19 protein-coding genes are annotated in these 24,235 nt (G+C 44.1%); 3 read left to right on the top strand and 16 right to left on the bottom strand.

All coding sequences use genetic code 11. The annotated features are described in order from the left end of the window. Window positions 1–12: 12 nt before the first annotated feature. The 11 genes from C1N53_RS00670 to C1N53_RS00620 are packed head-to-tail and all read right to left on the bottom strand — an operon-like array spanning window position 13 to window position 13,845. Window positions 13–597, bottom strand: coding sequence for a cytochrome c oxidase subunit 3 (locus tag C1N53_RS00670; RefSeq protein ID WP_137757502.1), 585 nt, complete (start codon window positions 595–597; stop codon window positions 13–15). Between the two features lie 2 nt (window positions 598–599). Next, window positions 600–1,502 carry a heme o synthase gene (cyoE, locus tag C1N53_RS00665; protein WP_137757501.1) on the bottom strand — a complete coding sequence of 301 codons (903 nt, stop codon included), beginning with the start codon at window positions 1,500–1,502 and terminating at the stop codon, window positions 600–602. Then, window positions 1,502–2,578 carry a heme A synthase gene (locus C1N53_RS00660; protein ID WP_137757500.1) on the bottom strand — a complete coding sequence of 359 codons (1,077 nt, stop codon included), beginning with the start codon at window positions 2,576–2,578 and terminating at the stop codon, window positions 1,502–1,504. The genes cyoE and C1N53_RS00660 overlap by 1 nt, the downstream gene beginning before the upstream one ends. A gap of 7 nt (window positions 2,579–2,585) precedes the next feature. Next, window positions 2,586–4,412, bottom strand: coding sequence for a cbb3-type cytochrome c oxidase subunit I (locus tag C1N53_RS00655; protein WP_137757499.1), 1,827 nt, complete (start codon window positions 4,410–4,412; stop codon window positions 2,586–2,588). A 17-nt stretch (window positions 4,413–4,429) separates the two neighbouring features. Then, window positions 4,430–5,497 carry a cytochrome c oxidase subunit II gene (locus C1N53_RS00650; RefSeq protein WP_137757498.1) on the bottom strand — a complete coding sequence of 356 codons (1,068 nt, stop codon included), beginning with the start codon at window positions 5,495–5,497 and terminating at the stop codon, window positions 4,430–4,432. 24 nt (window positions 5,498–5,521) lie between these two features. Then, window positions 5,522–6,811: a quinol:cytochrome C oxidoreductase gene (locus C1N53_RS00645; RefSeq protein ID WP_137757497.1), complete on the bottom strand. Its 1,290-nt coding sequence runs from the start codon at window positions 6,809–6,811 to the stop codon at window positions 5,522–5,524. A gap of 28 nt (window positions 6,812–6,839) precedes the next feature. Further along, on the bottom strand, window positions 6,840–7,490 hold the full coding sequence (locus C1N53_RS00640) for a cytochrome c (RefSeq protein ID WP_137757496.1): 651 nt from the start codon (window positions 7,488–7,490) through the stop codon (window positions 6,840–6,842). Next, the gene (locus C1N53_RS00635) at window positions 7,490–8,014 is read right to left on the bottom strand and encodes a DUF3341 domain-containing protein (RefSeq protein WP_137757495.1); all 525 of its coding nucleotides are present in this window, start codon (window positions 8,012–8,014) and stop codon (window positions 7,490–7,492) included. Before C1N53_RS00635 ends, C1N53_RS00640 begins: the two co-directional genes overlap by 1 nt. A gap of 14 nt (window positions 8,015–8,028) precedes the next feature. Next, window positions 8,029–9,438, bottom strand: coding sequence for an NrfD/PsrC family molybdoenzyme membrane anchor subunit (gene nrfD, locus C1N53_RS00630; protein ID WP_137757494.1), 1,410 nt, complete (start codon window positions 9,436–9,438; stop codon window positions 8,029–8,031). Between the two features lie 21 nt (window positions 9,439–9,459). Beyond that, the gene (locus tag C1N53_RS00625; protein WP_137757493.1) at window positions 9,460–12,474 is read right to left on the bottom strand and encodes a TAT-variant-translocated molybdopterin oxidoreductase; all 3,015 of its coding nucleotides are present in this window, start codon (window positions 12,472–12,474) and stop codon (window positions 9,460–9,462) included. A gap of 45 nt (window positions 12,475–12,519) precedes the next feature. Further along, window positions 12,520–13,845 carry a cytochrome c3 family protein gene (locus C1N53_RS00620; RefSeq protein WP_137757492.1) on the bottom strand — a complete coding sequence of 442 codons (1,326 nt, stop codon included), beginning with the start codon at window positions 13,843–13,845 and terminating at the stop codon, window positions 12,520–12,522. A gap of 856 nt (window positions 13,846–14,701) precedes the next feature. Here C1N53_RS00620 and rpsF point away from each other — a divergent pair. The 3 genes from rpsF to rplI are packed head-to-tail and all read left to right on the top strand — an operon-like array spanning window position 14,702 to window position 15,777. Then, window positions 14,702–15,070 (top strand): 30S ribosomal protein S6, encoded by a 369-nt coding sequence (gene rpsF / locus C1N53_RS00615; RefSeq protein WP_137757491.1) that lies wholly within the window; start codon window positions 14,702–14,704, stop codon window positions 15,068–15,070. Continuing rightward, entirely contained in the window at window positions 15,070–15,321 is a 252-nt protein-coding gene (rpsR, locus tag C1N53_RS00610) for a 30S ribosomal protein S18 (RefSeq protein ID WP_092104663.1), read from the top strand. Before rpsF ends, rpsR begins: the two co-directional genes overlap by 1 nt. A gap of 12 nt (window positions 15,322–15,333) precedes the next feature. Next, complete coding sequence (gene rplI, locus C1N53_RS00605) at window positions 15,334–15,777, top strand: 50S ribosomal protein L9 (RefSeq protein WP_137757490.1); 444 nt, start codon at window positions 15,334–15,336, stop codon at window positions 15,775–15,777. 284 nt (window positions 15,778–16,061) lie between these two features. Here rplI and C1N53_RS00600 read toward each other — a convergent pair whose 3' ends face one another. The 5 genes from C1N53_RS00600 to C1N53_RS00580 form a co-directional block, all read right to left on the bottom strand. Next, complete coding sequence (locus tag C1N53_RS00600; protein WP_206077598.1) at window positions 16,062–17,114, bottom strand: glycoside hydrolase family 26 protein; 1,053 nt, start codon at window positions 17,112–17,114, stop codon at window positions 16,062–16,064. Between the two features lies 1 nt (window position 17,115). Beyond that, window positions 17,116–18,156 (bottom strand): glycosyl hydrolase, encoded by a 1,041-nt coding sequence (locus tag C1N53_RS00595; protein WP_206077597.1) that lies wholly within the window; start codon window positions 18,154–18,156, stop codon window positions 17,116–17,118. Between the two features lie 86 nt (window positions 18,157–18,242). After that, the gene (locus tag C1N53_RS00590; protein WP_137757489.1) at window positions 18,243–19,163 is read right to left on the bottom strand and encodes a hypothetical protein; all 921 of its coding nucleotides are present in this window, start codon (window positions 19,161–19,163) and stop codon (window positions 18,243–18,245) included. Window positions 19,164–19,183: 20 nt separating this feature from the next. After that, window positions 19,184–20,659: a RagB/SusD family nutrient uptake outer membrane protein gene (locus C1N53_RS00585; protein WP_137757488.1), complete on the bottom strand. Its 1,476-nt coding sequence runs from the start codon at window positions 20,657–20,659 to the stop codon at window positions 19,184–19,186. 24 nt (window positions 20,660–20,683) lie between these two features. After that, the gene (locus C1N53_RS00580; protein WP_168193926.1) at window positions 20,684–24,085 is read right to left on the bottom strand and encodes a SusC/RagA family TonB-linked outer membrane protein; all 3,402 of its coding nucleotides are present in this window, start codon (window positions 24,083–24,085) and stop codon (window positions 20,684–20,686) included. Between the last annotated feature and the right edge of the window lie 150 nt (window positions 24,086–24,235).

The following is a 24,235-nucleotide window of genomic DNA, read 5'->3' as shown; positions in this document are numbered from 1 at the left end:
TGAAAAAATTGTTTAGTGATTTAATCTTAAAAAGATGTACAAATATAGCCAAAGTCCTCCTAAAAAGTGCCAATATATAGTACATAACTGTATACGCAGCATATTTTTAGAATGCACTTTGTACTTTAAACTGGACATCAGCACTATTACTAAAAAAATAAGGCCAGTAATTAAGTGAAACCCGTGAACACCTGTTAATACATACATGAATGAACCGGCAGGGTTACTGGTCTCGCCACCGAAATAAACATTATCCTGTACAAGCGATCCCCACCCGTTCAACTGACCGATCAGAAAAGCCACTCCCAGGCCGATAGTAGCCATGAGCATGATCTTCAGAAATGACAAGTTGTTCTTTTTGGCAGCATTATGTGCTAGTTGCATCGTAACACTGCTGATAAGAATAACAATGGTATTTATGAGGAGTACAGAAGGTAAATCAAATTCCAACCAGTTACCTTCTGCCCTTCTTACGATGTATGCACTTGTAAAAGCTGCAAACATCATGATAATACTAATAATAATCAACCACAGCGAGAACTTTAATGGATGCACTCCTGCTGTTGTATTTTCTCCATCTATTGATCTGGCAACCATTTTTATAAATTTACTTTATCTAAAACAAAGGCTATCTGCACGATAGGCAGATATAAAAAAGATCCAAACATAATATTCATAGCAGCCTTTTTTGTACAGGTACGCATTAAATAAAACGTTTGGGCTAAAAATAAAACACCACACACAACAGCTACAAAAGCTGAGGTAGTACCTGTCATCCCGAACTGTAGTGGCAACAGACTTAAGGGAATCAGCATCAGTGTGTAGATCATGATCTGAATAGCTGTTTTCAGATTTTTTCCACCTTCCATCGGTAACATCCGAAAGCCGGCTTTCTTATAGTCATCGTCCAGCACCCATGCAATTGCCCAGAAATGTGGGAACTGCCAGATAAACTGTATTCCGAATAAAATCCAGGCTTCTACACCCATTACACCTGTTGCCGCAACCCATCCTATAAGTGGTGGCAAGCCGCCGGGTATAGCACCTACAAATACACAAATTGGGTTTATACGCTTAAGCGGTGTATAGATAAGCCCGTAAAGAATCAGGGATACCAGCGAAATGGCTGCTGCGAGTGTATTAAAGAAATATCCAAGTAAGAACAAGCCGGCAATACCTAATATAAAGCTGAATATCGCAGCTTCTGTTACCGACAATAATCCTGTAGGCAAAGGTCTTTTGGCTGTTCGCTTCATCATCTTATCAAGATCCTTTTCCAGAATCTGATTGATGATATTTGCAGATCCTGTTACCAGTAATCCACCTAACATAACTAAGGCAATTTCTGCATAGTTCGTACCAGGTTTACCCAGTATAAACCCTATAGCACTAGAAAAAGCAACTGTAAAACTTAATCTGAACTTAAGGAGAGAGAAATACGCCTTTACTTTTTCCGACATAAAAGAAACTGGCCGCAGTGTTTCCGACTTTTGAGAGATCATTAGTTTAAAACAGCTACTGGTTTATTTACTGCCTTATAAGAGGCATACTTATATATAATCAACATTAAAAACTGTACACCAAATAAAAGTGTACCTAACGTGAGATGCAATGGTTGAAGCGCAGGGGGTATAGCGAAATAAGCCATGCCAATGCCCAACGCGATTTCCAATCCAACGATGACCAACATTATTGTCGTCAGCCCTGACATTTGTTTATCCTTCAGATTATACAGCAGGTAGGCAGTATAAACATTAATTCCTAATACCAAAATTGAAAAGGACCGGTGAACATAAAAATAAGCCCCTAACTTATCTACCCACAATTCTCTCGATTCCCCATTCATCATAAAAGCTACCAGATCTACTTCTTCACGAACCTGAGTACCTAATATAATTTGAATAAAACTGATGATGGAAACGGTCCAGATCAGAAAATATATTTTGCCTGTGAAAGCAAACCGATTTGTAAAAGTTTGTTTTTGTGAGCGCACCACAGCGTATTGCAACATTGCCACTATGAGCAGCGCTAACGCCATGTGTACGGTAATGGTAATGGGGAGCAGGTTTGTAGAAACTACTATCGAACCCAACCACCCTTGAAAACCTACCAGAAGAAAGCTCAAAAGCGACAAGTAGAAAACGATCTTGTCCTTCTTTAAAAAAGGGAAAGCAAAAACGACAGTAAGAAAAATAAAAACACCAATTAAAGCTCCAACCAACCTGTTTATATACTCAATCCAAGTTTTAGTGACATTAAATTCTGTTTCTATGTACTGGCTTGGATGAGAAAAAATGGCGGCGGAGACTTCTTTGAAACCAAGCTTATCCAGATATCCGGCTACCCTCTTATTTTTCTCTATTCGCTTTTCCTTATATACTTCTAAGTAATTATCAGGCAATTGGCCAACATCAGTCGGAGGAACCCAACTGCCAAAGCACTTAGGCCAGTCTGGGCAACCCATTCCTGAACCAGTACTCCGCACGATTCCTCCGACCAATATTAGAAAGTATACAGCTAAAACTGTAAGTACTCCAATATTTCTAAATCTTTTATATTGAAAAGATTTATTATTCATTTACTAGTTATTCAAAATCCTTCTCGTTTGGCAGGTTTGAAGACTGCGTCTGCGAATAAGGTACTGTTTGTGGTATAAAGTCTTCAGCTGCACCAGGCTTGCTGTAGTCATAAGGCCAACGGTATACAGCTGGAATTTCTCCCGGCCAGTTTCCGTGTCCTGGTAAAGCCGGCGTCGTCCATTCCAGTGTATTAGACTGCCATGGGTTAGCGGTTGCTCTACGGCCTCTGAAGATGCTGTATATAAAGTTGAACAAGAAGATGAACTGAGCAGAGAAACCAATAATGGCTGCAATACTGATAAAGCTGTTCAGGTCAGCGAAGATGTTGAAAGCTTCGAAACCAGACCATGAATAGTATCTTCTTGGGAAACCTGCTATACCCAGGTAGTGCATTGGCATAAATACCATGTATACGGCAGCAAATGTCATCCAGAAGTGTACCATGCCTAGTTTCTCGTCCATCATGCGGCCAAACATCTTTGGGAACCAATGGTAAACACCACAGAACATTCCAAAGAAAGCGGCAGCCCCCATTACAAGGTGGAAGTGTGCGATTACAAAATATGTATCGTGCAGCTGAATATCCAGCGCCGAATTACCCAGGATAATACCTGTTAAACCACCTGAAATAAAGAGTGATACAAAGGCAATGGCAAACAACATAGCAGTTGTAAAGCGAATGTTACCTCTCCAGAGCGTAGCTAACCAGTTAAATACCTTTACTGCTGATGGTACTGCAATGATAAGCGTCAGGAACATGAAAACCGATCCGAGGAATGGGTTCATACCTGTTACGAACATGTGGTGAGCCCAAACGACGAATGACAAAAGAGAAATACCTAACAGGGAACCAATCATCGCTCTGTAACCAAAGATTGGCTTACGAGAATTTGTGGTAATTACTTCAGAAACAATACCAAAGGTTGGTAAGATTACGATATATACTTCCGGGTGCCCCAGGAACCAGAACAAGTGCTGGAACAGGATCGGGCTACCACCAGTATTTGATAAGGCTTCACCAGCAATAAAGATATCAGACAGGTAAAAGCTTGTACCAAAGCTTCTGTCGAAGATCAGGAGCAGTACTGCAGAAAATAATACCGGGAATGAAAGTAAACCAAGAATAGCTGTTAAAAAGAAGGCCCATATAGTCAAGGGCAGCTTTGTCATTGACATTCCTTTTGTGCGCAGGTTAATGATTGTTGTAATGTAGTTAACACCACCCAAGAGCTGCGATACAATGAATAGCGCCATAGCAACAATCCACATGGTCATACCCATACCAGAGCCCGAAATAGCCTGAGGCAGGGCACTGAGTGGAGGATATATCGTCCAGCCACCGGCTGCAGGTCCGGTTTCCAGGAACAGCGAAATTAACATAACCACACTCGCCAGGAAGAAGAACCAGAAAGAGAGCATGTTCATAAAGCCCGAAGCCATATCACGTGCTCCAATCTGCAGCGGAATCAGGAAGTTACTGAAAGTACCACTCAAACCAGCAGTTAACACAAAGAACACCATAATGGTACCGTGCATGGTAACCATTGCCAGGTAGAACTCTGTATCAATTTTACCATTCTGCACCCAACCTCCCAGGATTGGCTCCAGGAATGTGAAGGTAGCACCAGGCCAGCCTAATTGTAAACGGAAAAGGATTGACAAGAAGCCACCTACAAAAGCCCAGAAAATACCCATGAACAGGAATTGCTTCCCAATTACTTTATGGTCCTGGCTAAATATGTACTTCTCAAAGAAATTCAAATCATGATGATGATCATGCTCATCGTGTGCATGATGTACATCTTTATTGATAGAGATATCTGTACTAGACATATTTGAAATATTAAATGCTACAACTCTGTTTTTACTTCTTCAGCAGTTTCTGCTTTCTTCTCCAGTACTAACTGCTTAGTAGGTTCTGCTGAGAATTTAGCCAATAGATCCGGATTCTGCTCTATGAATTTTGGCTGTGAAGCTACCCACTCCTGATAATCTTCAGGCTCATCCACTACTAAGATCATACGCATGGCAAAGTGCCCCTGACCGCAAATTTCAGTACAGGCCAATTCATATTTGAAATCCGGGTTTCCTGTTTCATTCTGCATTTCAGCAGTTGTTTTCGTAGGCACAAACCAGAACTTCGTAGGCATACCTGGCACCGCATCCATTTTTACACGGAAGTGAGGCAGGAACACACTGTGGATTACATCTCTTGATCTGATCTTGAATAGAATAGGCTGGCCTTTTGGAACGTGAATTTCTCTCGCCACAAAGTCGTCCATTGAGTTGTTATCACTGAAATCGATACCCATTTCGTTCACAGCATCAATTAGTTTGTAGTTAGCCACACCTAATTTGCCATCCTCACCAGGATAGCGAACCATCCAGTTGAATTGCTTACCCATTACCTCTATGACAACAGAATTTTCAGGAGCAGCTTTGGTGATGTCTGTCCAGGTTCTCCATCCTGCAAAAACCAGGATCGCCATCACAACTGCCGGAATCAAGGTCCAGACAATTTCTATTTTGTTGTTATGCGGGTAGTAATAAGCTCTTTTATTGTCTTTGTGCTGGTATTTGTAAGAGTACGTGAACAGCAGGATCTGCGTAATCACGAACACGATACCAATAACAGTCATTGTAGTCCAGAATAAGCTGTCTGTCCAAGCACCATGAACAGAAGCAAGAGGCTGGTTCATCGTGTCCCAAGAATCAGCAAATGACCAGAAGAAAGCTCCACCACCTACGATCAGGAAAAGCAGGAAAAGCGTGCTGTTAACTTTATTACTAGTCTTTGTTGTACCGACATGACGCTGGCTGGAGCCTCTGAAAATAGAAGCCAGAGTGCCAATCCTGAACAAAAGGAACAGGATTACTATTAATAGAAGTATGGATAAACCAATGGCGAACGTAATCATTATATAACGCTTTTAGTATAATCTCTAAACATGATGGTGAATACTCTCTTCCAGGAACGGGTGGTTAACAGGAACAAGAGATGCTTTGGTAAGACCTTTTGTAAACGTTAACAGGAATACGCCCAGGAACGTAAGTGCAAGACCGATTTCAATGAAGCCAATGCTTCCGTTTTCACGCATGGTACCAGGCATCATCATCAGATAAAAATCTAACCAGTGACCAATCAGAATAGCTATAGTCGCTAATTTAAGCATAATCATCTGCCTTTTCGCATCTCTTGTCATCAGAACAAGGAAAGGGAAAGCAAAGTTTACAATCAGGTTGATAAAGAACAACCCGAAATAATGACCGCCTTCAAAAGCTATACCTACTCTGTCTGTGAAGTAAATTACCTCTTCCGGTATGTTAGCATACCAGTATAACATAAACTGGGAGAACCATACATAAGTCCAGAAGATGGAGAAAGCAAATACAAATTTACCTAAGTCGTGCAAGTGGTTAGAGTTAACCATTGTCAGGTAACCGTTTTGCTTCAGAATAATAACTGTAAGCGTTACGGCAGCCAGACCAGATACCCACCAGCTGGCAAACACATACCAGCCAAACATGGTAGAGAACCAGTGTGTATCAATTGAAAGAACCCAATCCCAGGCAGACATGGAAGATGTCACACCAAATACAACCAGGAACATAGCAGAAATTCGGATGCTTTTGTGGTAATATCCTGTACCACCGTACAAATCTTCGTTGATTGAATTTCTTCTTAACCAGTTAAAGAAAAGAATCCAAAGTCCGAAAAAGGCAACCATTCTGATCAGGTAGAACCAGAAGTTCAGATAACCTGATTTACCTGCAATGATTTCATCATAACGCGGGTCATTTACATCATACAGGTAATCATGCGTCCAGTGAAAAATGTCATGACCGCCTACCAGGAAGACAATCAGCATGATAATACCGCCAACTGGCAGGTAATAGCTCAATGCTTCAGGTATACGCTTGATCAACACCGACCAACCGGCATAAGCCACATACTGTACAGCTACAAAGAATACCCCGATCAGGGCTATACCAGTAAAGTAAACGTTATTAAGCCAGAGGTTCATGAAGACTCTTCTTCTGAAGATATCAAACCAACCTTCCGGCTCATGGCCTGCAGCTGCAACGGCACCATGCCCTTCAGCTGCATGATGGCCTCCTCCTCCCATGGCCATTATAATTGCACCTACTATAAGTAAAACAACACCTATAGCTATCATTAAGAAAAACTTATTATTCGTCTTTCTGCTAATGATGAGTCTTTCTTCTGTCATTATTCTTTAATAAAATTATGCCTTAGACTTAATTTCCTGTTACTGGGTTATCTGTACCTGTTTCGGCAGCTTCCTGTCCTGCTTCAGACTCAGTTGCTGTACCAGCATCAGCCTGACCAGTTTGTAATTGCTGCACATACATGACAATTTTCCAGCGCTCCGTAGGATTCACCTGAGAACCATGGGGTCTCATTCTTCCTCTACCGTTTGTGATCACATGGAATATGTGACCAGCTGGAAGCGAAGCAACCCTGCCAGCACTATAAGAAGGCACACCTTTGAATTTAGCACCTACTAAACCCTGTCCGTCGCCTTGTTCGCCATGGCATGGAGAGCAGAAGCGGGCATAAAGAACTTTTCCTTCTTCCAGGTTCTCCTGGTTGTAAGGAAGAGGGTTTTTAAGCTCAACTCCTGCCACTTCAGCTGTATCCTGGGACAGGTAAAGGTTATATCCCATTTTACCTCTTGCCACTGTACCTGTAGCAGGTACACGCATGTTCAGCCCTCCCGGGTTATACTGATTGGGAGCTAACTGTGAATAAGGATCCAATGGAACGGAGTGATACATATCCGGGGCATACTCAAGCCCTGGGTCCTGCTCATTGCTACAAGCCAAAAGCAGAGCAGATGAGAAAAGAATAGCGGAGGCTTTTAAACCTATGTTAGTTAACCTTTTCATTATTTTATCACCTCCTTCTGATTAACTTCTATCGCACCGTTAGAACGAAGCAGGTCATTTAAAGCAGCCATATCAGTAACACCTTCATTTATTTCGATAGCCATTACAAACTTATCATCTGTAGAGCGCTTATCGAAAACAGGAACTTTGAACGAAGGTCTCAGACTTGTAACAATAAAGAATGTAATTACCATCCCGAATGCAGCACAAAGTACTGTTAATTCGAATGTAACCGGTATGAAAGACGGTAAGGCAATGTGTGGCTTACCACCAATAATCATTGGCCAGTCAAAGCCTAGCATCCATATCTGCATCCAAAGCGCGAACGATGTACCGAACAGACCGCAGAAGAAAGCAACTATCGGTAATCTTGAACGCTTGATTCCTAATACATCATCAATTCCGTGTACAGGATAAGGCGAGAAAACGTCATATATTTTAGTACCAGCAGCACGGATGTTCTCGATGGCATGCAGCAGCACATCTTCATCATCGTAGATACCTAGAACAAATTTTTTAGTCATTGCTATGATGTGTATTAGTGTTTGTTCGAATCCTTTGCAGTTCCATGCATGTGTGCATGTGTGTTGGGCTTAACAGCTGAAGATGACTTCAGGATAGATTTCACTTCCGCCATGTTTACTACCGGGAAGAACTTACAGAACAGTAGGAACAGCGTAGAGAATAATCCCATGGTACCCACATATACTCCGATGTCGATCCAGGTTGGAGAGAACATTACCCATGAAGATGGCAGGTAATCTCTGTGTAGTGAGGTTACGATAATTACGAAACGCTCGAACCACATACCAATGTTCACGAAGATTGAGATAATGAAAGTCGCTGTTAAGCTTCTTCTGATGCCTCTGAACCAGAAAAGCTGAGGTGTAATTACGTTACAAGTCATCATAGACCAGTAGGCCCACCAGTAAGGTCCTGTTGCACGGTTAATGAAAGCATATTGCTCGTATTCAACCTGCGAATACCAGGCAATAAAGAATTCAGTGATATAAGCAACACCTACAATAGAACCAGTCAGGATAATCACCTTGTTCATCGACTCCACGTGCTCCAGCGTAATGTAGTCTTCTAATTTGAACAGTTTGCGGGTGATGATCATCAGGGTAAGCACCATGGCAAAACCAGAGAAAATCGCACCAGCCACAAAGTATGGAGGGAAGATGGTGGTGTGCCAGCCAGGTATTACTGAAGTTGCAAAGTCGAATGATACGATGGTGTGTACAGAAAGTACCAGTGGCGTAGCAAGACCTGCCAGAATCAAGGAAACCGTTTCATAACGAGACCACGCTTTAGCAGAACCTGTCCAGTTGAAGGAAAGGAGCGCATAAGCTCTTCTGGCAATCGGACCGGTTGCACGGTCGCGGATAGTTGCAAAGTCAGGAATCAGACCTATGTACCAGAACACTAATGATACAGAGAAATAAGTAGAGATCGCGAATACGTCCCAAAGAAGCGGAGAGTTAAAGTTTACCCACAGCGAACCGAACGTGTTTGGCAATGGAAGTACCCAATAAGCCAGCCATGGACGGCCCATGTGAAGAACCGGGAACATAGCCGCACAGATTACCGCAAAGATAGTCATCGCTTCGGCTGCACGGTTAATTGAAGTTCTCCACTTCTGACGGAATAACAGGAGGATAGCAGAGATCAGTGTACCTGCGTGACCGATACCAACCCACCATACGAAGTTGGTGATATCCCAGGCCCAACCTACTGTTTTATTTAATCCCCACTCTCCTATACCATACCAAAGCGTACGGTAGCAAGAGTAAATGAAAATAGCTAAACCCACCAGAGCTACAGCCAGGGCAGTTGCCCAACGAATGTTGGGCCTTGCCTCCACCTGTCTGCAAACATCTTCGGTGATGTCGTGGTATGTTTTCCCCCCGGTTACAAGAGGCTCTCTTATCGGAGATACATGCTGCATAACGCTATCGAAATTTTAAAATTAAGCTAAGTTTCTAATTTTTGTCAGGTATGTTACGTTTGGCTGTGTATTCAGCTCCTCTAGTACGTGGAAAGCACGTTCGCCTTTTTCACGGGCAAGGATTTTAGATACACGGCTCTCCGGATCCAGCATGTCACCGAATGTAATGGCATCGGTAGGGCAAGACTGAGCGCAGGCAGTAACAATTTCACCATCTTTTGGCCTTCTGTTTTCACGTTTCGCCTCTAGTTTACCTAGCTGCACACGCTGAACGCAGAATGAACATTTCTCCATTACACCTCTTGAACGTACAGTCACGTCAGGGTTTAACACCATTTTACCAAGGTCGTTGTTCATATGGAAGTCGAACTTATCGTTGTTCACGTAGTTGAACCAGTTGAAACGACGAACTTTATAAGGGCAGTTGTTAGCGCAGTAACGAGTACCTACGCAACGGTTGTAAGCCATCTGGTTAATACCTTCAGAGCTGTGCATGGTAGCGGCAACAGGACACACCGTCTCACAAGGAGCGTGGTTACAGTGCTGGCAAAGCATCGGCTGGAAGATAACTGAAGGGTTTTCAGCAGGATCTTCCATGGTAGCATAGTCTCCTTCTTCGTGTTCAACAGCACTATAGTATCTGTCTATACGCAGCCAGTGCATTTCACGACGATTCAAAACCTCCGCTTTACCAACAACCGGAATATTGTTTTCTATGTTACAGCTTAGTGTACAAGCACCACAACCAATACAAGAGTTAAGATCGATGACCATACCCCAGTGGTGGTTTTTGTACTCATAGTCATCCCAAAGAGAGATATTAGCTGGTTTCGCCGGACCATCATGTGTTGCCTGACGAACGTATTCTGTAACTTCTTTCGGATTTTCCTGATACTTAGCTAATGTATTTTCCTGCACAACAATACGATCCATAATAGTGTGGTGCGTCTGTAGTTGTGCAATAGGATTAGTAGCATCTGTTTTAGCAATCTGTACCGGACCACTGAACAGGATGCTGTTATCAACTACACGAGCTATCGGGAAAGCGTTAGCTCCAATGCCTTTCACTACCGGCATTGATTCCAGGTCGCGTCCGTAACCCATGGCAATGGATACAGTACCTTGTGCCTGGCCAGGTTGTACCAGAGCAGGTGCTTCGATAGTTTTACCGTTAGCAAGTGTCAATCGTACAATGTTGCCTTGTACGATATTCATTTCCTCGGCCATTTTACGCGGCATTGCCACGTAGTTACCCCAGGTTGCTTTAGAAATAGGATCTCCCATTTCCTGTAACCACGGGTTATTGGCATCATAACCAGGTCCGATCTGTATTTTTTCGTACACAACAGCTTCGATACCTTGCGTAGCGGCACCTCTGCCGGCAGCACTTGCAGCGGCGGCTGGTGTCATGCCACCTGTGGTAGCAGTTGTATTAACAGCTAACAGGCTGGTTCCATTTTGCAATACCCCGTCGTGCACTGCTTTTTCCCAGAAAGTATTGAAGTCGCCGGTTGCGATACCACTCCAGGTGGAGCGGATATAGTCGTAGAAAGTTGTGTTGCTTCCACTCCAGGCAAGCAGGCTATCCTGCATCTGGCGGGTTTTGAAGATCGGGCTGATAACCGGCTGACCTAAGCTGAGAACACCTCTCTTCGGTTCGTAATCATTCCATGATTCCAGGTAATTATTATCTGGAGTTACATAATCTACAAGTGCCGCTGTTTCGTCAACTCTTTCTGCAAACGATACTTTAAGAGCCACTTTTTTCAATCCGTTCACAACCTGCTCTGCCAGCGGGTGTTCGTAAGCCGGGTTTGCATTGTAGAAGAATACGGCACCAACAGTTCCTGCATTCATCTCCTGGATGAAACGCAGCATCTGGGCATCGTTACCTTGCTTCGTGAAGTAAGGAGAAGCAGTATCAATTGTAGTGCCTTCAGCACCTAATGCCTGGTTAATGGCTGTTACCAGTGTTTGAACAGCTGGATCATTAGAGCCAGAAACCACCAAAGCTTTACCACGGTTAGCTCTTAAATCTCTTACCGCATTGTCGAAAGCTTTTTTATCTACGTTGGCAGGCGCAGCACCACCTTGTCCGGAAATGCTATTGTAAAGTGCTACCACTAAAGCTGCTTCCTGAGAAGGTTTAATGGGCACACGCATATCGGCGTTGGCACCTGTTAACGAAAGGCGTGTTTCGAACTGGTAGTGACGGGACATGTTTCTGTTTTCAGCAGAAACCTTTCTGTTCTGGATATATTGTCTGGAGAAAGGAGTCGGAGCGATCCATGATCCCAGGAAGTCAGCATTTACACCCACAATAATGTTTGCTTTGCTGAAGTCATACCCAGGAACAACACCTCCGTTAGCTCCTATCAGGGCAGATGCGGAATTAGCATCATACACTACATGCTCAAAATTTCCGAATCTTGAACCGAATTCATTTATCAGGCGCTTTGTAGAAGGGCTGATAACCGTAGAAGAAACAATAGCTACTTTACCAGTTACATTTCTTAAAGCAGACGTAATTTCACGGTCTACCTGTGCCCACTCAGCTTCTTTTCCTTTGATCAGAGGAGTGCGAAGCCTGTTGTTGTCATACACATTCAGCACAGAAGCCTGTGCTCTCGGGCTGGTACCTACTGGCGTAATAGCAGAGCTAGGGTTCGGCTCAATTTTGATTGGCCTTCCTTCGCGTGTTTTTACCAGCACACTGTTATAATCACCATGGGAGTAGTGTGTAGTGGCGTACCAGTTAGCAACACCTGGCTCCACATCAACCGGCTTATTCAGATAAGGAATAGCCTTTCTTACTGGCGCCTCACAAGAAGCCAGCGTAGCCGCTGCCAAACCAAATCCTAACAACTTCAGAAAATCTCTTCTCTTGGCAGTTGTTGGTTCTGCAGATGCACCGGCATCACCATTAGCTTCATTAATTGGCAGGAACTCTGGAAACTCGTTATGAGCATGCTTAGCGAATTCCGGAGTGTTTTCTAACTCCTCAATTCCTTTCCAGTATTTAATTCTGTCTTGCATATTATATCTAGAAACTCGGATACTTGATTAAAATAGATAATAAGATTAATAGTGACACTTAGAACACTCTGTACCACCATTAGACGACACCGTAAAGGCACCTTTAGAAGAGGCCTCATGCAGCTCCACCAGGTTATCGTAGTATGCGTTACCCTGTGTATTTAAAGGAGTTTCACGGTGGCAATCAATACACCATCCCATTGTAAGAGGAGAGTACTGATAAACAACTTCCATTTCCTGAATAGGACCATGGCATGTCTGGCATTCCACACCGCCAACTTTGGTATGTTGGGAGTGGTTGAAGTATGCAAGATCAGGAAGGTTGTGGATACGAACCCACTCTATCGGCCTGTTACGCTCAATAGCTCTGTATATTTTCTGAATCTCAGGCGACTCGGTCTGTATCTGGCTATGGCAGTTCATACAGATGTTAGCAGAAGGAATACTGGCACTCTTGCTCTTATAAACTGTTGTATGGCAGTAGTTACAGTCAATCTGGTGTTCGCCGGCATGCAGCTGGTGAGAGAAGGCAATTGGCTGCCTCGGCTGGTACCCCTGCTGTATACCGATTCCCATTGTCTTATCTAAGGCAATATCCAAAAGAACCACAACAAAGATCAACATAACCAGTGTACGAACCGCTTTGGACTTATATACTTTGGAAAAGTCGAAACGCTGGTTTACAACCTCATAGTCATACTCATCCAGCTGTTTGTTTTTATTAAGATAGTTCTTCAGAACAGAAGAAATCAGAAGGAGTGTTACTACCAGCACGATCAGTACCACGATCAGCACTACCAGCACGATATCCAAATAACCAGCTACCGCAGAACCAATAGCATCGGTTCCAACCTGCTCACCACCCTCTACAGGACCAGCACCCGGACCTGGAGCCGCAGCAGCAGTTTCAGAAGCTTTCACATAAGTCAGAATAGAAACAACCTCTTCATCCGAAAGCTGGAAAGAAGGCATTGCCTGCTTCTTATACTCATTGTAGATCGCTACTGCCTGCGCATCTCCTGACTGGATAAGAGACTGAGAGTTCTTGATCCACTTTAAAAGCCATGACTGGCTTCTCCTTTCGTTAACGCCCTTTAACCCGGGACCAACAACTACATCTGCAGTAACAGCGTGACAGGAAGCACAGTTGTTCTTAAACAGAGATTCGCCAGAACTTACAATTGCCTGGTCATCCACCGGTAACCCGCCAGTGCTGGCGGCGGCAGCTCCCTGAGTAGCGCCAGGAGTTGCTCCATGAGCATCTACGTCTGCCTGTTCACTTCCTTGAGCCAAAGCCCCGAAAGACGTTGTAAAGGCAAACAAGAAGGCGATTAATAATTTGGTTTTTGCTTTAAGTATACAGCTAATCATAGCCAAGATCGCTTGTGTGTGTATTAAGTGTATTTGGAAATTACTTTACGGCCACAAATCTACTATGCGAATTTCATTAATCAAATAGAATAAGTTTATTTTTCCCCCTCTCTCCTCTCTTACCATAAACGAACCGCATTTACAATAAAAATGGCTTCTGTATACCTTTAAAAGCCTTTTTATTTAGAATAATTATAAATAACATCGTTATATAACAGACTCTATAATATGCTTTTATCAATAATTCATATAACTTTTAAAAGCATATTACGTGCCTTTACTGCTGCTGCAATTGTACATTTCCTTTTTCACCTATCCGTATTAATCTCCTTTATATTTATAAAGTGATAGTCTTTTATGGAATATATAGTAATTATATAGTTAGTTTTCAATTTAATACGGAGCAGAACAGATCATCCGATCTTTCTCAAAAATCATATTTTAGCAGGGTAGAATTTATGATATTCATCAGTTATACCTCATACTCTTATAAGGTCTTCATTCCAAAAAGGCATTTGTTTTATCTTTCCTGCTATACTTTTTTAATTTATTTTTTACCCGGAGCTGCAGACACTCCTTTCTATAATAGGACGTATACTTTCATTATTTTATTGATTTTATTAGGTGTTAAAGCCTGTTTAGGTTTGTCTATTAAGTATAAACAACAACACCTGCGGCATATACTTTACAGGAATTATATAGAAGTTTCCTGTCTGCGGGCGGCTACGTCACCCAAAGACTTGCAGCGCTGATGTATCAGGATACACCAGAGGAATAAATATTATTCCAATGTTTTGTAAAACAGCATTATTAGTTATATCTTTGCACCCTAAAATCAAAAAATTCTCATACATCAATGGAATTAAAAAATTACGAAACGGTCTTCATCCTGACTCCGTTGCTTAACGAGACGCAGATGCAAGAAACGGTCGAGAAGTTCAGACAGGTGCTTAAGGAAAATAGCGCCGACATTATCCACGAAGAGAACTGGGGGTTACGCAAACTTGCTTACCCAATCCAGAAGAAATCAACTGGTTTCTATCACCTCATCGAGTTTGCTGCTCCTACTACTATAGTAGACCAGTTAGAGCTGGCTTATCGCCGTGACGAAAAAGTTATTCGCTTTTTAACTACTGCCCTTGATAAGCATGCTATTGCTTACAACGAGCGCAGAAGAAAAGGTGAGTTCAAATCACAAGCTAAAAAAGAGGAGGTTAAAGGATAATGAGCTTAGTTAACGAAAAAGTCCACAAACAAGAGAATCGCCAGAAATACTGCCGTTTCAAGAAAAGTGGTATCAAATACATCGATTACAAAGACGGTAACTTCTTACTTAAATTTGTAAACGAGCAAGGAAAAATTCTTCCTAGAAGATTAACAGGTACCAGCCTGAAATTCCAGCGTAAAGTATCTCAGGCTGTTGCGAGAGCAAGACACCTGGCTATTTTACCATATGTAACTGATTCTTTAAAATAAGGAGGTAACACAATGGAAGTAATACTTAAAGATGACGTTAAAGGCTTAGGCTATAAAAACGATACTGTAACTGTGAAGCCAGGTTATGGCCGTAACTACCTTATCCCACAAGGATTAGCTGTTATCGCTAGCGCTTCAAACAAAAAAGTAGTAGCTGAAAACATCCGTCAGGCTGCTCACAAAGCTGAAAAAATCAAGAACGACGCGCTGGAGATTGCTAACAGCATCGGTGAGACTGTACTTGAAATTCCTGCTAAAGTGGGTGAGAGTGGCAAAATCTTTGGTTCTGTTACGACACTTCAGATTTCTGATGCTCTAAAAGCAAAAGGTTTCGATGTTGACCGTAAGCGTATTTCTTTTGATCAGGACGTTAAAACAGCTGGTGAGTTTACTGCCAGCCTGAACCTGCACAAAGAAGTAAAGCACACTGTACGTTTCAATGTAGTAGCTGAGTAATTTATTCTCACTACTATTCATAACAAAAGCCCTGCTATTTACTGGCAGGGCTTTTTATTTTTCCGGTTTTACTTACCCTAAACACATCAGGACCCACTTAAAGTAAGAAACATTTTTGCATCATAAGCAGCCATATCCAATGCCGCCTGCACCTCAGCTTTTACAGCTCTAAAGCGACAGTATGGGAAATCTAACTCCAGGTTATGCGCCTATTAACAGCTAAAATGCTAAAAATGCTTTATCTTGATATTTTAAAGATCTGCAGTTATTTGGAGTAAATAAAGTTATTTTGTCGATTTATAGCCATTCCATCCTTGTAGCTGATCCAGCGTTAAAACTCTTTCGTTTGCCAGAAGCTCCCTCAGATCTTCTTCTGTGTTTTTTTCATACACCAGTTCAGACCAACCCATAAAAAATGTCCATTTAGGTTGTGCTTCCAGTTGTGCGGCGGTCGGATACTTACCGCATTCACCTATTGCTATTGGTTTATCACCTGCAACACCAGCCATAATGGAGTATTTTTCAGGCGTAAATCCACTTTGGTCATATATATCGAGTGTAGCCACATCCCAATACGTATCACCTGGGTTATACAAATTAACATCAGTAGCAAGGTTTGGGAAATCCTGCACGTTCCATACCCAGATTAAATTTGTCAGTCCTTTTGTATGTGTCAGGTAGTCGTGGGTAATCTGATACAACTTGCGGGTGCCATTCTCTCCCGGCCTTCCACCCCACCAGAATTTCCCCTGGTTCATTTCATGCAGGGGTCTCCAAAGTACTTCAACACCATGCTTCTTTAGTACATTCAAATGTACCGCCACCTCATCCATCATCACCTTCCAGCGAATATTCAAAGCGGTTCCATCCGTAATCAGCTCATTCCACTGAGCATCATCTAAGTTACTCAATACACCTTTGCCGTTATTCCAGTCGCATGGCTGTTCAAAAGCAGGGTTGCAGGCATGCCACATAATATTTATAACAGCCCCTTTTTCCCACTGTCTAATTGCCTCCTCTATCATGAGACTTCGATTAGCTATATTTTCCTCCTGAAAAAGAAAATCACCGCTCCATAAGCCGGGATATTGCCCTGTGGTTTTATAGATTTCTTCTGTCCAGCGGGCAGGAGAAGCGTTCGGCTCCCGGTTATGAATACCAGCAATCGTTTTAGTACCGGAGATGCGGTAGAGGTAGTCGAGTGTTTTAAAGCGGACCCCAGTGGCATTTTCAGGCATCGTAGCCATAGCCGCAGTAGTATCTGTTTTTACTTTGCAGGCGGTTAAAGAAAGTATAACCGCTGTTCCTGTTATGATATAAAATATAGTACGTTTCATGCTATTGTTGCCAGCCTGGCATTTCATCCAGCGTAATGACTCTTGGAGATAAGTGGAGGTGTAAAATTTCAGTTTCTGAGTTCTTTTCAAACACAAGCTCCGACCAGCCCATAAAGAATGTCCATCTGGGTTGTGCGGCCAGTTGGGCTGCGGAAGGCAATTTCTGGCATTCGCCGATAGCCATTGGCTTGTTTCCCGCTACGCTTGCAACAGCATTGTATTTCGCCATGGTAAAGCCACTGCCATCATCGTAAACATCCAGTGCCACAACATCCCAGTAAGCATCACCCGGGTTATAGGTGTTTACGTCATTGGCAAGGCTCCCGAAATCCTGGATATCCCATACCCAAATCAGGTTAGACAAGCCTTTAGTTTGCGTCATGTAATCATAGGTGATCTGCCACAACTTACGGGTTCCGTTAGGTCCTGGCCGACCTCCCCACCAAAATGCCCCCTGGTTCATTTCGTGCAAAGGCCGCCAAAGCACCTCTACTCCATTGTCCTCTAAAAATTGCAGGTAAACACTTACCTCATCCATCATGGCTTTCCAACGGTTGTTTAAGCTGGTGCCGTCGGTAATTAATTCTGCCCACTGCTCATCCGAAAGACTGCTTAATACGCCATTATTGTCCCAGCCGCAGGGCTGTGATAAGGCCGGGTTACAGGCATGCCACATTATGTTAATGATCGCACCCTTCCGCCACTGCGCCAGCGCTTCATTTACCATAGTTTGACGATTGTTGATATTTTCTGCCTGAAAGAGGAAATCTCCGCTCCACAGCCCCGGGTATTTACCTGTTACAGTCTTTATTTGCTCTGTCCACCGCGCAGGAGTAGCATTGGGCTCACGGTTGTGCATGCCTGCTACTGTTTTATCTCCGGAGATGCTGTACAGGTACCTCAAGGTTTTAAAAGGGGTATCAGGGATAAACTTATCGGGTTTTTCGTCCGGGGCAGGTGCATCTCCGCCTGAGTTTCCGCTACAGGCCGAAAGAAAGAAAACCAGTCCCATTATTATTTTAGAGTATTGTAGTCTATTCATTTCAATAGTAAAGTGGTTGGAGAAACTAGCGGTGTTATCTGCATGGAGCAGGTACTGAGGCCGGTTTATTGCCTCAGCACCTTGTGCTAGCGTTTTTTTACGTCAACCCAGAACCTTCTGGGCCGTTTCACGAACTTATCATAATCAGAATAAATATTATCCCAGTCGTCAGTGCCGTTCAGGGTGAACTCAAACGCATTATCGGTAACTGTTTTAGAGAGGTTATTGCCTAAGGCAATGTTGCCGGGGCCAATAAAAGTGCCTGTTGCAGTTCCGCCATCCTCAAAGGTAAACGTAACGGTGTTGTTCGCATAGTTGCGCACCCAGGTGCCTTGCCCTTTGGGGATTTTCCTGTAAAATGAATTTACATTCGTTTGTGGGTTCAGCACGAACCGGAAGTCGGCATACTTACCATCCGGACCTGCATCGTTGATCACGGTACCATAGGTATTTCCTTCATCTGTAACACCTGTATACTCAAATGTCAGGACGTTGTCCAGCTCAACAGCCGGTCCGTCAGATGCTGGCCACACCCAAGGTTTATCTGTCATGTGTAAAACGGCTCCGCCCCCGTACTCTGGTCCGGTACCTCCATATACAACCAGTCCCTTTATATCATAGGTGCCCAACAAAGTTTCTGTAAACGGCACAATCTCCACAGTCCAATCTCTTTTTTGGCCCGACTCAGATGTTACCGTATAAGTCATTTTGTTCCCGTTTGCGGCAAAGTTTACCGGTTCGCCGGAGGCGGGGCTTATGCCGGCCTTATAAGAGGCCATAATTTGAGGTGCTACTTTTGTAAGGTCAGTGTCCTCCTGCATCAGTAAGGTAACAGTTACCTTAGAGGCTGCCCTGTCGATTATAGCCGGGCCAATTTGTCCGTCTGCTATCTTAAAAGACATGATGGCACGCTCGTGGCTTACAATGTCATCGAAGGGGTCTTTTGTGCAGCTATAGTGCGTAAGAGATGTTATAATTAGTGCGACTAAGGTTAAAAAACGATTCATGAATTTCATAATGCTGTAAATTAAAGGTTGGGATTAGCATCAACTTCACGTTGTGGAATATCGAAGAAGTAGGCACCACTCTCAATTGCCTTGCCATGCTGGTTTACCAGCACTTCTTCCATTTTATTTGTTCTGCGCAGGTCAAAGAGCCTGTGTCCTTCAAAAGCAAGTTCCCAGGCCCTCTCCTGAATGACGGCGTTTCTGAATTGTTGCGGACTCAGCCCTCCCTGAAGCTGACCCAAACCGGCTCTTTCCCTGATTTGGCGCATGGCTTCGTAGCCCTCTGCTGTCGGACCGCTTGCCTCTGCATAGAGCAACATCACATCTGAGAAGCGAAGCACAGGAGTATTCACGCTTGTCTGCTCTCCTACACGACCCGGATCAAGAAATTTTCTGGTAAAGGGGCGGCTATAGTCGTTAATACCCAGGTTTCGTTCCGTACCATTTACAATAACCTTAGAAATAATTAATTCAGTTTTACGCTTATCATTGGCCGCATAACTGTTGTAGTGTCCGGGCTCTATCACTAAATGGTTCCAGCCAGACATAACGGCAGTACCATCCTCTAACCGGAACACAGCGCCATCAATGGAAGGGATAAAGAGTAGGGGGAGCTTTGAGAAGTTTCCTTCCTGTGGGCCTGTACGGTCAGTCGAGACACTAAAAATATGCTCGGGGCCGTCTTCTTTTGTTACATCGAAAATATTCTTCAGGCTCGGATCAAGGCTATAGAGGCTTTGGTCGTAAAGCACCTTTTCTGAATAGGCCTTCGCTGAAGCATACATCTCGTCGGCATTCATCACAAAGTCGTAGCCCGGGGAGTTGGTGCTCTTGGCCGATGCAAGAGTCACGTATACTTTTGCTAACATACCCCAGGCAGCTACTTTGTTTACCCTGCCTTCCCTGCGTGCCATGTCCATGAGTTCAGCGGCATTTTCTAGGTCGGCAATAATCAGATTATACATTTCCTGAATCGACGATTTTGGAGAGTTGATCTGGTCGAGCGAGGTAACCGGTGTAGTGCGCACAGGGGCCTCTCCAAACAAGCGCACTAGGTTAAAGTAATGCAGTGCCCTTAGGAAGTAAGCCTCTCCAACCACATGGTTCCGATAAGTGGCCTCCATGTTTCCGATACCAGGTACATTGGCTATAACCGCATTTGCACGGTTAATACCGATGTATGCATAGCGCCAAGATGTAGTGAGCTGCTCATTATCAGCCCTGGGTCTTAAGCCATCTATCTCAAATTCACTTGCCCCGGCATCAGGTTTCAGCGTAACGTTTTCAGTCGGTAGCTCTGTTACAAGGATAAAGTTCCTGGAGTAATACTCAATTTCAGGTAATATAGAGTAGGCATACACGATGGCAGAAGTGGCATCTGCCGCTGTTTTATAAAAATTTTCGGTAGAGGTAAAGCCGTATGGTTCTTCTTCCAGACTGCACCCTGTTACTACCCCGGCCAACAGCAGGGTAGCTATATATGTTCTCATTTTCATACTTCTGCGAATGTTTTGTAAAAACTAAAATCCAATATTCAGGCCGAGAGAAAGGGCACGTGGACGAGGATAAGAGCCCCATTGCTGCCCGTTTTCCGACACCTCCGGATCATAGCCGGGATTAAACCTCGTAAAAGTATAGAGGTTATTGCCCGAGAGGTATACCCTCATGCTTTCCACACCTTTAATAAGCCCCGGTTTAAGGTTATATCCGAGGGCAATGTTTTGCACACGTAAAAATGAGCCATCGGTAATAAAGAAGTCGGATGCATAGTAACCTCTGGCCGAGTTTACACTTGGGTATTCGACCGATGGGTTATCTGGTGTCCAGCGCTGTAGTTGTCTGCTTGGAGCCGAAAATTTGTTGAATTCAAAAACATCATTCCCGTGCACACCATAAAGCTGTGCTGAAAGATCAAAGCGCTTATAGCTCAGGTTGGTGTTGATGCTATAAAGGAAATCAGGATTCGGATTGCCTATAATGGTTCTGTCTTTGTCGTCTATAACACCATTTCGGTCAAGGTCTACATACTTGATTTCCCCTGGGTAAGCCATACTTCCAGTTAAGCCTGCTTCGAGGCCTTCTTCAAGTGTTTGAATGATTCCGTCGGTTTTGTACCCGTAAAACGCATTAATGGGTTGCCCGTTCATGTAAACGCCTACAAAAGACCGGAACATTTCGATGGTGCTGCCGTTTGGCTCAAATAAATTCCCTCCGCCGATATTCACTACCTTGTTCCTGTTCAGGGTAATGTTCCCGCCAAGGTTCCACTGCAGTTCCCCCGTCAGGATTTGTGTGTTTAGCCCAAGTTCTAAGCCGTAGTTATCAATTATACCGTCGTTTACCCATATTCTATCGTAACCAGAGGAGGGGGTAATGTAAGACTGGCGGAGCAGGTCGGTAGTGTGCTTATAGTAATAGTCGGCAGTTAAAGTGAACCTGTTATTCAGTAACCCGAGGTCTATACCGGCATTGAACTGAGAGGTAGTCTCCCATTTTAAGCTTGGGTTAGGTAAGCCGCTCCATATTTTATTGTAACCGTCCCAGTCGAATATGCCCGGGCCAAAGCCAATCTGGAAGCCTCCGTCGGTAAAGTAGCGCCCGGAACCCAGCCTGTCGAGAGTCTGGTAAGGGCTAATTCCCTGGTTTCCGGTAAGGCCATAGCTTAAGCGTATCTTGGCTTCAGAGACTGCAGGCAATGCTTGCATAAAGCTTTCTTCCTGTATTTTCCAGGCAATGGCTGCTGATGGGAAAAAGGCCCATTTGTTGTTCGGACCAAATTTCGACGAGCCATCCGCACGCGCCGTAAAGGTAAACAAGTAGCGGTCTAGCAGCGAGTAAGTTGCCCGGCCTATGTAGGAGTTTAGCAACGATCGGCTTAACCAGTTTGTGGCAACCTGCTCCTGTGCCGTATTAATGTTTTCGTTGCGCAATACATCATTCACAAAGTCTCTTCCTTCTAACCTGGAGCCTCGGGAGGTAGACAACTGGGTAGTATAGCCTGCCACCAGATTCAGGTTATGTACTTCGTTAAAGCTTTTCTGGATGGTAAAATAGTTCTCGTTCAGCAATTCGTTGCCCGACCAGTTATCAATGGCGCCAAAGCCCTGGAACTGATAGCCGGTATAGGTGGCTTCGCGGGGCTCGTACCAATCGTTGATAGAGCTTCCATACTTATTGCTCACCTGTGTTCTGAAGGAAAGCCAGCTATTAATTTCCCAGTTCAGTGAGAGCGAGCCTAGTACATCAATTGCTTTGTTGGTATTAAGCACCTCGTAGGCCCGGGCCAAAGGGTGGTTATAGTCGAGCGAGCCTATCCTGAAGTAACTACCATCTTCGTTGTAGACCGGGAAAATGGGAGAGCGACCAGCAGAAAGCCCGCCACCGTTACGTTGTGTATGTGTCATGATCAGGTTTACACCTGCTGTAAGGTTGTTCAGTAGCTTTTGCTCTAAGTTTACACGGCCATTGTACCGCTTATAGTCGTTTCTGATAGCCAGCCCTTGCTCATTGTAATAGTTACCGGAAAGGGAGTATTTGGTTCGATCGTTTCCGCCGGTAGCTGTAAGTGTATAGGTATGGGTAATCGGGTTGCGGTAAACTAAGTCCGGCCAGTATACACGGTGGGGCCATCTGGGCCTTTCTGGATCTTCCCCCCTGAGCTCGGCAATGGAAGGGTAGTAAGTGCCCAGGTAATCTGCTCCCTCAAACAAAGGCTGTAGTCCTGCATTCATCCTGGCTTCATTATCAATTATGGCCAGGTCAACCGGGTCAGACCAAACATCCAGTTTATTGGCTAAGGTAGACACAGTGGTTAGCGTACTCAGGTTTATCCTGGACTTACCTTCCTTGCCCTTTTTAGTCGTTACCAGAATAACACCGTTTGCTCCACGGGAACCGTAAATGGCGGCTGCAGAGGCATCTTTCAATACTTCAATCGATTCAATGTCTTCCGGGTTTATCTGTTTCAGGTTTCCTGCATCACCCCAAGGGAAGCCATCTACCACTACAAGCGGGCTGTTCGAGCCTCGTACGGAGCTTACTCCCCTGATTCGGATGGTAGCACCCGCGCCCGGCTCGCCGGAAGGGGCTATCACCTGTACCCCTGGAATCTTACCCTGTAGCAACTGGTCTACAGAGGAAGTGGGAGTTCTGTTCAGGTCTGTGCCTTTTAACGATGCAACAGAGCCTGTTAAGTCACTTTTAGCCATCGTGCCATAGCCTACCACCACTACTTCTTCGAGGCTTTTGCTGTCCGGCTCCAGGGATATGTTAAAGGTTGTCTGGCTGCCAACAGCAACTTCCTGGATTTTATACCCCAGGAAAGAAAACACCAGTATACCTGCCTGGTCTGGCACCTCCATGGTAAAGTTGCCGTTGTAGTCTGTTGATACTCCGGTGGCTGTACCTTTTAAAACCACCGTAACACCTGGCATTCCTTCTCCTTTCTCATCTACGACTCTGCCTCGGAGCGTGATAACTGCTGCTTTGGGCGCTTTTTCGGTATGGCTCCTGGAGGGGCTGACTTTCTGATCCGGGGCAGCCGGAGCTTCAGACTGTAAGGGTTGGATAATATAGATGTTATTATCGCCTTTCTTGTAGGAGATATTGAAAGGCTGTAGCAGTTCTTTTAGTACATCTTCTACTTTACCTCCAATTTTGCTGTGCTCATGCGGCTTGTTGACAACGGAGAATTTATCGAGCAGACTTCCTTCGTAGATAATACTGACACCGTATCTTTCCTCAATCTCGTACAGCACATCTTTTAGCATTCTTTTTTGCGTGGCAGCAGCGTTGTCCGTGGATCGCATGCTTATAAATGGATCCTGGTGCTGGGCCATACCTGGAAACGAGAAAGCGCCTAGGTGCAGCGTTGCCACTACCAGTAAGACTTTCCTGTTTGTTGTTCGTAATTGTATACTCATAGAAAGAAAATAGTTATGTAGTCGGTATAGGTGAGGCAATAGCATGCCTGTCCGGCTTTTCCAAAGCCAGTTGAAACCCGAAACAATAGCACAGGAGTAACCCTTTCAGGGTGCAACTATTCAGGCGAAATAATTATAATCTGCTATTCA

The organism is Pontibacter sp. SGAir0037 (assembly GCF_005491705.1).
Classification (GTDB): Bacteria; Bacteroidota; Bacteroidia; order Cytophagales; family Hymenobacteraceae; genus Pontibacter.
Note: the sequence above shows the minus strand (reverse complement) of the source record. Positions and strands in the feature narration are given on the sequence as shown.

Coding starts and splice junctions, on each gene's coding strand:
- C1N53_RS00670 (WP_137757502.1), bottom strand. CDS start 597: ATGGTTGCCAGATCAATAGATGGAGAAAATACAACAGCAGGAGTGCAT.
- cyoE (WP_137757501.1), bottom strand. CDS start 1,502: ATGATCTCTCAAAAGTCGGAAACACTGCGGCCAGTTTCTTTTATGTCG.
- C1N53_RS00660 (WP_137757500.1), bottom strand. CDS start 2,578: ATGAATAATAAATCTTTTCAATATAAAAGATTTAGAAATATTGGAGTA.
- C1N53_RS00655 (WP_137757499.1), bottom strand. CDS start 4,412: ATGTCTAGTACAGATATCTCTATCAATAAAGATGTACATCATGCACAC.
- C1N53_RS00650 (WP_137757498.1), bottom strand. CDS start 5,497: ATGATTACGTTCGCCATTGGTTTATCCATACTTCTATTAATAGTAATC.
- C1N53_RS00645 (WP_137757497.1), bottom strand. CDS start 6,811: ATGACAGAAGAAAGACTCATCATTAGCAGAAAGACGAATAATAAGTTT.
- C1N53_RS00640 (WP_137757496.1), bottom strand. CDS start 7,490: ATGAAAAGGTTAACTAACATAGGTTTAAAAGCCTCCGCTATTCTTTTC.
- C1N53_RS00635 (WP_137757495.1), bottom strand. CDS start 8,014: ATGACTAAAAAATTTGTTCTAGGTATCTACGATGATGAAGATGTGCTG.
- nrfD (WP_137757494.1), bottom strand. CDS start 9,438: ATGCAGCATGTATCTCCGATAAGAGAGCCTCTTGTAACCGGGGGGAAA.
- C1N53_RS00625 (WP_137757493.1), bottom strand. CDS start 12,474: ATGCAAGACAGAATTAAATACTGGAAAGGAATTGAGGAGTTAGAAAAC.
- C1N53_RS00620 (WP_137757492.1), bottom strand. CDS start 13,845: ATGATTAGCTGTATACTTAAAGCAAAAACCAAATTATTAATCGCCTTC.
- rpsF (WP_137757491.1), top strand. CDS start 14,702: ATGGAATTAAAAAATTACGAAACGGTCTTCATCCTGACTCCGTTGCTT.
- rpsR (WP_092104663.1), top strand. CDS start 15,070: ATGAGCTTAGTTAACGAAAAAGTCCACAAACAAGAGAATCGCCAGAAA.
- rplI (WP_137757490.1), top strand. CDS start 15,334: ATGGAAGTAATACTTAAAGATGACGTTAAAGGCTTAGGCTATAAAAAC.
- C1N53_RS00600 (WP_206077598.1), bottom strand. CDS start 17,114: ATGAAACGTACTATATTTTATATCATAACAGGAACAGCGGTTATACTT.
- C1N53_RS00595 (WP_206077597.1), bottom strand. CDS start 18,156: ATGAATAGACTACAATACTCTAAAATAATAATGGGACTGGTTTTCTTT.
- C1N53_RS00590 (WP_137757489.1), bottom strand. CDS start 19,163: ATGAATCGTTTTTTAACCTTAGTCGCACTAATTATAACATCTCTTACG.
- C1N53_RS00585 (WP_137757488.1), bottom strand. CDS start 20,659: ATGAAAATGAGAACATATATAGCTACCCTGCTGTTGGCCGGGGTAGTA.
- C1N53_RS00580 (WP_168193926.1), bottom strand. CDS start 24,085: ATGAGTATACAATTACGAACAACAAACAGGAAAGTCTTACTGGTAGTG.